The following is an 8,655-nucleotide window of genomic DNA, read 5'->3' as shown; positions in this document are numbered from 1 at the left end:
CCCTGGCGGTGGAGACCCGTACGGACCTGCCCGCCGACGGGGTGCGGGCCGGGGACCGGGCCCCGGACGGGATACGGGGCGGGGTCCGGCTCTTCGACGCGTTCCGGGGGCCGCACTGGACCCTGCTGGTGGTGGGCGAGGCGGCTTCGGCCCCGGCCGCGCCGGCGGAGCTGCCGGGCGTGCGGACGGTGCGGATCCCGTCGTACGGGGTCTACGGCGACGGGGCGTTCCTGATCCGCCCGGACGGCTACGTGGGCTGGGCCGGCCCGACGGCGGAGGGGGTGGCCCCGTACGCGGCCGGGGTCGGCGCCGGCGGCGGGTTCGGCGGCGGGTTCGGCGTCGGCGTCGGCTGAGAGGCCGGCAGGGTCCTGGTGCGGCGGTGGCGGCCGTCGGCCGGGTGGCCCGCCCGTCGTCGGACGGGGGCGGGTTCGTCACCGGCGTGCCGTCCGCGGCCGCATGGCGGGCCGGTCGCCGCGGACGACCGAACCGTGCCGCCGTCGTCCTCAGTGACGGGCCCGAACGACCCCGGCGCGTTCCGGACGTCCGGGAGCGGAGCCGTCACCGGGGCCGGCCGTCACCGCGGCGGCCCTTCCGGGTGCGCCGCGCGCCCGATCCGCCGGGCGGCCTCCAGCCGGTCGATCCGGACCAGGCCGCGCTCGCCCTCCGGATCCCGGGCGGTGGGACACCACCGCAGGCCGGGGCCGAGGACCTCGGTTCCCCACGCGTGCCGCTGCAGGAGCGGGCCCCCACCGCCCTCCGGGGCGTAGTAGACGACCCGCCCCTCGACGTCGAGGGCATCGAGCACGGCGTCCCCGAGGACGGCAACGGGCCGGCTGCCGAGGAACCCCTCCAGCGGGCCGGGCCTGTACGAGACACCGACCAGGTCGAGCGCCGACGTCGCGCAGTCCCGGGTGAACGACCCGCCCCGCTCGTAGAAGAGGACGAGCGGCTCGTACAGATCCGGCAGCCCGTCCACCGCGTCAGGCCTCCGCGCGCGCAGTTCGGCGAGCCGCACGGCCCCCTCGCACGTCCGGCGGAGTTCCGCGCCGGGCACGCGGAGCAGCAACTCATCAAGCCCGTCCGCCTGTTCCGCCCCGAGCTCGAACTCCGGGTCGACCCAGGGCGTGACGTCGAAGAAGGGCCACCCCTCTTCAGCCCCGCAGGCCCGCGCCCACACGGCCGCCCGCCGCAGGTACTCCCACATCAGCACCCGCCGGGACCCGGCGTGCTCGAACGCCAGGTCCCAGCGCATGTCCCACTCGACGGCCCGCAGCCGCTCCAGTACGTCCTCAGGCCGCGAGCAGGGCCTTGGCACGAAGGAAGATGTCATCGTCTTGCAACTCCACGGCTTCCGCCTCGATATCGGTCACGATCCGCCGCAGCAGCTTCGCCCATTCGCGAGAGAACACCTGCGCGGGAACCACCGGATCGCCGCGCTCGGCGAGCAGTGACTCGTGGTTCCCGAGCGTGCTGTGCCAGCGCGCCCGGATCCTGAGGGAGTCGCCCTCGCGGACGATGCGCCATTCGGCCGAGAAGGTGTCGGATCCCCAGAAGACCTCGGTCTCCGAGAATTCCGGCCGCCGGACCTCCTCCAGGAGGGGCACCAGGTCGTCGAGGAGGGCGGCGAGGTCGTGGGCGTACGACAGCCTGACCGGCACCCCGTTCCAGACGAGGACGGCGTCCTCGGCGTCGGATGAGTACAGCTCGCCGACCGCGTCGGCCATGTCCGCCGCGGCGGACGCGCGACCGCGCAGGACCGCTGGCCGCCCCGCCCGGATGGTGAGGCCCGGCCCGTCCTCGCGATGCCATTCGCGGAGGAGGTCGCCCTGCTCGTCCTGGTATTCGGCAACGCTCATCAGACGGCCTCGGCGCGCGGCCACCACCTTCCGCTGGATCCCTCCCGGGGTTCAACTCAGCTGGTCGCGCACGAGATCAAGGAATGCCTGTCGGCTCGGACGTATGTGCGCCCAGACCTTCTCGTCCTGCGGATCTTCCGTGTCCTCGGGGCCCTTTCTGATCACCTCCTGCACCGCCCAGGCGAGGCTGTGTGCCGTTTCGCTGACCTCGGGCGCGCACAGTATGTGGATCGTCTTCTGCGTCACCCACACCCTGTCGAGGACCTGCCGTGCCCGGGCCTGCCACTGCTCGTCAGCCAGGTTGTGGTGATGCCGGTCCACCGCGACTCGTTCTGCTTCCTGCACCGCGGACAGGAATTCGACGAGGTGGGTGAGCCGCTCGCTACGGCGTGCCTCGGCAAGTTCACGAGCACTGCGGCGCGCCTCGCCGCGCTCCAAGGCGCGTCCTGCCACGCGCTGGGTCAGTATCGACATGAGCCCGCCGAGCAGGACGCCGATGAGCGGCGCAAGCGTTGTCCACACCACGTCAGACTAGGACATCGATGGCATGGACATCACTAGAGCACTAGCGGCGCCAGAACAGGTGGTGGGTCACGCCGCTCGGGCTGGGGACCACGTCCAGGTGGAAGCGGTCGAGGAGGTCCTCCGGGGAGTCCCACAGGCGGATGCCGTGGCCCGCTTCCACCGGTGACACCGCCACGTGGAGCGTGTCGACCAGGTCGGCTTCGAGGAACTCGCGGATCGTGGTCACCCCGCCGCCCAGGCGGACGTCCTTGCCCTGCGCCGCCTCGCGCGCCCGGGACAGGACCGTGGCCGGGTCGGCGTCGATGAAGTGGAACGTGGTGTCGGAGAGGGTGAGCGGCGGGCGGAGGTGGTGGGTCATGACGAACACCGGGGTGCGGAAGGGGGGTTCGTCGCCCCACCAGCCCTGCCACTCGGGGTGGTCCTCCCAGGGGCCCCGGTAGGGGGTGAACTTGTTGCGGCCCATGATCTCGGCGCCGATGTTGCGGTTCCAGTCGCGGGTGAAGTAGTCGTCCAGGCCGCGGCTCCCTCCGGGTTCGGTGCGGTTCGGCCAGCTGGCGGTGGCACCGGCCCAGGAGAACAGGACCGCGGGGTCGAGGCCGTCGCCGAAGGGCTGGTCGAGCCGCTGGTTCTCGCCGGCGCCGATGCCGTCCCGGGAGACCATGATGTTGACGGCTCGGAGGAGCTGGGTGGACATGGGGGACCTTCCCGATGGTCGTGAGGATGCAGGGGTGCTGGGGGTGAGACTGCCGGGGAGGGCGGAACTCATCGGTGCGGGCCCAGTGGCCCGGAGTGGCGCGGATCGCCGTCGCCGTCGCGTGGCAGGCCGCACAGTGGCTCGGGGCCGACCGGCCTCCGGTGGGCCAGGATGCTGCGTACGCCCCTGACGTGCGGGTTCTCCCGCCCTCGTCATGGCGGTCTTCGTTGTCCGGCGCCCGTGCGTGACGGAGCTGGACCGGAGGGCGCCGGTGTTCCCAGGCGGCGTGCGGCCCAGGGCTCCCGGGCCACGACGGCGCCGGCGGTCACGCACAGGGCGACGACCGCGCACAGGGTGATGAGCCAGGACAGCAGCGTGAAGACCGCGCCCAGCGTTCCGTAGGTGTTCAGACTGCGGTTGAGGACCCGGGGCAGGTACAGCGGGGCGGTGGTGGACAGCACGCTCAGGGCCGTTCCCGTCATGACCGCCCCCGGAAGCAGTGGCAGCCACGGTACGCGCGCGGTCAGCAGCAGGTGCTGCGTCCACCACCACATGGCGACCTCCGCGAGGAACAGCAGCAGCACCCCCAGCCACTCACTGTGGCCGAAGGCGGTGAGCAGGCTCCCCTGCAGGCCGATCATCACCAGCCACGCCCCGATCCAGGCGATCCAGCGCCAGGCGGCCACCCGTGCTCCGGACTTGGGCAGGCTCCAGGCGCGCTCGCACAGCCGTTGCATGGCGCGACTGCACGCGGTGGCCGAGATCAGCACCATCAGAACGCCGACGGTACCGATGGTCTGCTGCAGTTCGTCGGAGGGGGCTCCGGTCTGTTTGAGGACCTTGTCCAGTTCGGCCTGGGCGCTTCCGGACAGGCCGAACAGGTGCTGCAGGGAGCTGGCGTACTCCTCGCGCAGCCCCTCCGGGGCGATGGAGGACAGCACGAACAGCAGCGGCACCGCCGTCAGAAAGGTCTGTGCCGCCAGCCGGGTCGCCGAGTCGAGCACGTTCACCGAGATCAGGTGCTCCATGAGATGCGTGATCATCGGGACGCGGGTCTCGGCCCTCGTCCGTAGTCCCACCGCCCAGGTCCGCAGGCCCCTCGCCCGCTTGCGCAGCGCCGTCGCCCGGGGCCGCCGCGAGGCAGCCGGCGGCCGGCCGTCCTCCGGCCGCCGGGTACGGTGCGACCGCCGGGCACGGCGTGACCGCCGGTCCGGGCGGCTTCCTCCGGCCCCTGGCACTGGCTGCATGCTGCCAGCCTGCCGCCCGTGCGACCGCGCCGCTCGCGGGCGGAGCGTGACGAAGGGCCGGACGGTTGAATGACGGGCGGAGACGGGTGAGCCCCGTGACCGGGGATTTGTGGGGTCGCGGGGAAACCGTGACGATGGAGCCATGAGCGAGAGCGGCCCACTTCCCGGGCCCGCAGGACCGCCCGAGGGTAGCGATGGTTCTTGACCTGGTGCTCATCGGACTGGGGATCGCGGTGTTCCCGCTGCCGATCGCCGCGTTCGTCCTGGTGCTGTCGGCCGACCGCGGAATCCTGAAGGGCCTGGCCTTCATCGTCGCCTGGCTCGCCTGTTTCGTGGCCGTCCTGGCCGTCGTACTCCTGGCCACCGGTGGCGAACCCCCCGCTCCCAAGTCCCCGCCTTCCACCGCCGCGTCCGCGCTCAAACTCGCCATCGGGGTCGGGCTGATCGTGTACGGCTGGCGGCGGCGCAAGGCCGGCCGGCGCACGGGCGAGCACCCAGGGTCCCAGGAGATGAAGGAGACAGGGGAGACAAAGGAGACGCAGGAGACACAGGGGGCGCAGGAGGCGCAGGAGGCGCAGGAGGCCTCCGGTGGGATGGCCGCGCGGCTCGACCAGATCTCGGTGTGGACCGCGGCGGGGCTGGGCCCGCTCCTCCAGCCGTGGGGGCTGGTGGCGGCGGGTGCGGCGACGGTCGTGAGTGCCGACCTGTCCCACGCCGGCTCCTTCCTGGCGCTGTTCGTGTACTGCCTCATCGCGACCAGCGGCCTTCTGACCATGGAGCTCTACACGACCTTCGCCCCCGACTCCGCCCGCGTACGGCTGGGCCGACTGCGTACCTGGCTCCAGTCCCACCAGGACCAGGCCCTGGTGACCGTGGTGCTGGTGGTGGGGCTGTTCCTGGTGGGCAAAAGCATCTACCAGCTCACGTCCTGATGGACCGCGGCGTGTTCACGGAGGGTCTGGAGGAACGCCCGGACGGTGTGGTCCTTGCCGACAGCGTCACCCCGGCGGAGCGGGTGAACGGGTGCCGGCGGTGGACCAGGAGCCTGCGGTCCTCCGCGATGAGGACACCGCGCCCGGGCAGCGTTGGTACTGAGCGGCTCGGGTGACGTGCGGTCCTGATCGTCCGACGCGGCCGTGTGCGGGGGGCCGCGGCTAGCATCGCCGCATGGGTGTGGACATAACGGTCCTGGTGGTCGACTGGGTGCACCTCTCGGAGATCGCTCCGGACGAGCGGCTGCGGGTCGTGCAGGAGTCGGCGTACGCGGACGACGACCCCGACGGGGACGGTGATGTCGTCGACGGGTGGGTCTGGCCGACCGGGGCGGAGCGGTCCTGGCTGGGGCGGTACGAGTTCCGGGGCACGCTCGGCTCGTACAAGCCGCACTTCCGGGCGGCGGATGGCTGGGAGAAGGTCCGGGGCGCCGCCGGGGGTGAGGTGCGGGCGGCACTGGACGAGTTCCTGGAGGGGCTGATCTGGTGGGGACCGCGGCCCGACGTCGATGCCGAGCAGGTCGACGCCGGGGTGTTCCCGTCCCTGGACGGCCTGTGGAGGCAGGGCCCGCTGATCGTGCGGGGCCCGGAGACGGTGGCACGGCTGCGGCGGAGCTGGCAGGCGGCCGCCCCCGGGCTGGAGGGGCTCCGGATCCCGTACGGGGAGCTCGCGGGGCGGGAGCCGGGGCAGTGGATCGCCGGGTTCGATGAGTTCGCCGAGCTGCTGGGGGGCTGGGCCGAGGTGCTCGGCGAGGCGGACCGGCGGGGGTGGGGTGTGATCGGCCTGCCGATCTGAGGGGGTCCGGATGTGGTTCAGCGGCGGCCTCCCCGGAGTTCGCTGAGGTGGATGCGTCCATGCCGTCTTCTCGTGTCGGCCGGTCCGGTGGCAGGTGCCTGCCGCTAAGCGTGGCGCTGGTACGTGTCGTTTGCGAGAGCCTGGTCGGACACCTCCCAGTCGGCGCACGCCGCCGGGTGGGTGCGGGTGAGGGAGAGGTAGTCGACCGGGCGGACGCGCCATTCGGGGCGGAGGCCGTTGCGGAGGACGATGCTGAAGCCGGCGGTTTCGCCGCGGTGCAGGGCGGCGAGGGCCTGGATGCGGCCGCCGCCGTCGGCCCAGGCGAGGGCCCGGTCCACCTCTGCGGGGGAGAGGGCGAATGGGTGGGCCGTCCGGATCTGGATCCGGATCAGGCGGATTGCTTCCTCCGGGGTGTCCAGCATGGCCCGGTCGAGGAGTTCGGGCGGGGCGTCGTAGGCGTCCAGGTAGCAGAGCGCCTCGAACCAGTAGCCGGTCCGGATCGCCACCGTGTGGTCTTGGGGAGTGGGCGTGGCCGTGGTCATGTGCCGGGCTCCTGCCGTCGCGGAGAGTCGCCCCCTCCGGGCTGTGACGAGCGGCGGGGAGGGGGCGACCGGTGACCTCTCCCGAACTGGCGCAGAGCAAGGGAGAGTTACGCCACTACGGGCCGAGCCGGCGCGGCGTGATGCGACGTTAGCGCTGGCCGCAGGGGCGTATCAACCGTTTGACGTCTAACGGGTGATACGGCATATGCCAAGCCGTTGCGAGGGGCGACGCAAGTCGGCCCCCTACCCGTGGGGCAGGGGGCCGGGGGTGCTTCAGCCCCTCAGGCGAGGTCGTCAAACTCGCCTGCGGCTGCTCCGTCGATGAAGGCCCGGAGCTTGGCCCGGGAGGTTCGGATGATGACGGAGGGGTCGTCGCTTTCCCGGATGAGGATCTCGCCGTCCTGCACTGCGACCTCCAGGCAGTTGCCTGTGTCCGCGGACCGGGAGGACTTGCGCCAGATGATTTCCACTGTTCTCACGCCTTCACAGTTGTTGCGCCATCTCGCGGATGAAATCGCGAGACCGTTCAGGGCCGTATGCCCGGTGCTCCGTCCGATCCAGTACCGCTCGGTAGTTGGCGAGCCGGGTTTCGGCGTCCAGCAGCACGGAGCCGGTCGGGATGTCGGTCTGGACGGTGTCCAGTTGCGGCACCGGGCCGTACGCGTACAGGGTGGGGCCGCCCGCGTTGGGGAAGCCCCCGGCTTCGAAGGGGATCACGCGGACGGTCACGTTGTCGCGTTCGGACTGTTCAAGCAGGTAGTTGAGTTGGCTGGTCGCCACTTGGCGGCCGCCGAACTTCATGCGCAGGGCGGCTTCGTGGATCAGGAAGTCGCAGCTGAGCATGTCTTTGCGGTCGAGCACGTCCCTGCGTCGCATGCGCAGTGAAAGGTAACGGCGCAGATCAACGGGCGTCAGCGATGGAACCGCTTCCTCGAACACAGCGCGGGCGTAGTCCTCGGTTTGCAGCAGGCCGGGCATGTGCATGATCTGCACGCTGCGCAGCGCAATGGCGTGGTGCTCCAGCTCGCAAAGGTCGAGCAGGCTTGCCGGGAGCTCGTCGCGGTAGTCGTCCCACCAGCCGCGTCCGCGTTCGTCGGCCATGGCTGCGAGGGCGTCGACGTAGGCCTGGTCGGGGCAGCCGTAGTGCCGCGCCCAGGTGCGTACGCGTTCGCTGCTGACGCCGAAGCGGCCGCTTTCGACGTTGCTCATGTTGGTTCGGTCGGTGCTCAGTTGGGATGCGGCGTCGGTCATCGAGATGCCGGCCTGTTCCCGGATCTTGCGGAGCTCGCTACCCAGTCGGCGCTGCCGAGCGGTTGGAGCCTTCCTTGGCGGCATCGGCGCCCCCTCCTGTCGGCTCTCATCTTGGCCTGTGCCCGGGAGTAGGGTCCACCTGTCGCTTGGGTATTACGGATTCCGTAGAAACGGTGTGACGGAGTCGCTACAGTCAGTGCTTGCACCGCGTCGCACGCCAGTAAGACCGAAGTGCAGCCGCTGACGCGCGCCTTGGGGCGCGCGTCACCTGGGGGCGGCCAATGCCACGCATGGCGCAGGCAGCGCGAACTCGTACCGCGTTGGGAGAGACCACGATGAACACGAGCGCTTTACGGCATGCCGATGAGCCCGCCCCCGGCCTGAACTACCGGATGGTCGCGCCGAGTCGGGCCGACACCCCTCGCATCGCCCGGGACTGGGTGGTGTCCGTGCTGCGGAGTGCCGGGCATGCGGGGCTGGAGGAGCGGGCGCGGCTCTGTGCGTCCGAGGTGGTGACGAACGCCTACCGGCACACCGATACGGCCGAGATCGCCGTCGAGGTGGCCCTGGCCGGCGATCGGGTCACCGTCTACGTGTCCGACTGCGCCCCCGAGCGGTGGCCGCAGGGCGGGGGTGGGCTCGGGGCGTATGCCGCCGGTGGGCGGGGGCTCGCGCTCGTGGCGGCCTGTGCCGACGAGTGGGCCGCCGTGGCGCAGGGGGAGTGCGTGAAGGTGGTCTGGTTCAGCCTGGTT

At 71.5% G+C, this 8,655-nt stretch carries 12 protein-coding genes; 4 read left to right on the top strand and 8 right to left on the bottom strand.

Going from position 1 to position 8,655, the window contains the following annotated elements:
* The coding region (locus tag VR44_RS15805) for an aromatic-ring hydroxylase C-terminal domain-containing protein (protein ID WP_483855142.1) at positions 1 to 353 on the top strand (353 nt) is incomplete at its 5' end.
* A gap of 221 nt (positions 354 to 574) precedes the next feature.
* On the opposite strand, the gene VR44_RS15800 is transcribed toward VR44_RS15805, so the two are convergent.
* The 5 genes from VR44_RS15800 to VR44_RS15780 all read right to left on the bottom strand — a co-directional run bounded on the left by VR44_RS15800 (position 575) and on the right by VR44_RS15780 (position 4,118).
* Positions 575 to 1,330: a hypothetical protein gene (locus VR44_RS15800; RefSeq protein WP_157880313.1), complete on the bottom strand. Its 756-nt coding sequence runs from the start codon at positions 1,328 to 1,330 to the stop codon at positions 575 to 577.
* The gene (locus VR44_RS15795) at positions 1,290 to 1,883 is read right to left on the bottom strand and encodes a hypothetical protein (protein ID WP_211275076.1); all 594 of its coding nucleotides are present in this window, start codon (positions 1,881 to 1,883) and stop codon (positions 1,290 to 1,292) included. The genes VR44_RS15800 and VR44_RS15795 overlap by 41 nt, the downstream gene beginning before the upstream one ends.
* Before the next feature lie 24 nt (positions 1,884 to 1,907).
* A complete protein-coding gene (locus VR44_RS15790) occupies positions 1,908 to 2,378 on the bottom strand; it encodes a hypothetical protein (protein WP_157880312.1) in 471 nt (156 codons plus the stop codon).
* 43 nt (positions 2,379 to 2,421) lie between these two features.
* Positions 2,422 to 3,075, bottom strand: a complete 654-nt coding sequence (locus VR44_RS15785; protein WP_045948123.1) for a dihydrofolate reductase family protein — start codon at positions 3,073 to 3,075, stop codon at positions 2,422 to 2,424.
* A 212-nt stretch (positions 3,076 to 3,287) separates the two neighbouring features.
* A complete protein-coding gene (locus VR44_RS15780) occupies positions 3,288 to 4,118 on the bottom strand; it encodes a YhjD/YihY/BrkB family envelope integrity protein (RefSeq protein ID WP_245691841.1) in 831 nt (276 codons plus the stop codon).
* Positions 4,119 to 4,516: 398 nt separating this feature from the next.
* Between VR44_RS15780 and VR44_RS15775 the strand changes: the two genes are divergently transcribed.
* On the top strand, positions 4,517 to 5,254 hold the full coding sequence (locus tag VR44_RS15775; RefSeq protein ID WP_045948122.1) for a GAP family protein: 738 nt from the start codon (positions 4,517 to 4,519) through the stop codon (positions 5,252 to 5,254).
* Positions 5,255 to 5,489: 235 nt separating this feature from the next.
* Positions 5,490 to 6,110, top strand: coding sequence for a hypothetical protein (locus VR44_RS15770; RefSeq protein ID WP_045948121.1), 621 nt, complete (start codon positions 5,490 to 5,492; stop codon positions 6,108 to 6,110).
* 104 nt (positions 6,111 to 6,214) lie between these two features.
* Here VR44_RS15770 and VR44_RS15765 read toward each other — a convergent pair whose 3' ends face one another.
* From VR44_RS15765 to VR44_RS15755, 3 genes are all read right to left on the bottom strand, one after another.
* A complete protein-coding gene (locus VR44_RS15765; RefSeq protein WP_052713620.1) occupies positions 6,215 to 6,652 on the bottom strand; it encodes a hypothetical protein in 438 nt (145 codons plus the stop codon).
* 281 nt (positions 6,653 to 6,933) lie between these two features.
* A complete protein-coding gene (locus VR44_RS15760; protein ID WP_094191679.1) occupies positions 6,934 to 7,131 on the bottom strand; it encodes a DUF397 domain-containing protein in 198 nt (65 codons plus the stop codon).
* A 4-nt stretch (positions 7,132 to 7,135) separates the two neighbouring features.
* On the bottom strand, positions 7,136 to 7,987 hold the full coding sequence (locus tag VR44_RS15755; RefSeq protein WP_045948119.1) for a Scr1 family TA system antitoxin-like transcriptional regulator: 852 nt from the start codon (positions 7,985 to 7,987) through the stop codon (positions 7,136 to 7,138).
* A gap of 251 nt (positions 7,988 to 8,238) precedes the next feature.
* On the opposite strand from VR44_RS15755, the gene VR44_RS15750 reads away from it, so the two are divergent.
* A partial coding sequence (locus tag VR44_RS15750; RefSeq protein ID WP_169791013.1) for an ATP-binding protein occupies positions 8,239 to 8,655 on the top strand: 417 nt, incomplete at its 3' end.

The organism is Streptomyces katrae (genome assembly GCF_000966975.1).
GTDB classification, from domain to species: domain Bacteria; phylum Actinomycetota; class Actinomycetes; order Streptomycetales; family Streptomycetaceae; genus Streptomyces; species Streptomyces katrae.
Note: the sequence above shows the minus strand (reverse complement) of the source record. Positions and strands in the feature narration are given on the sequence as shown.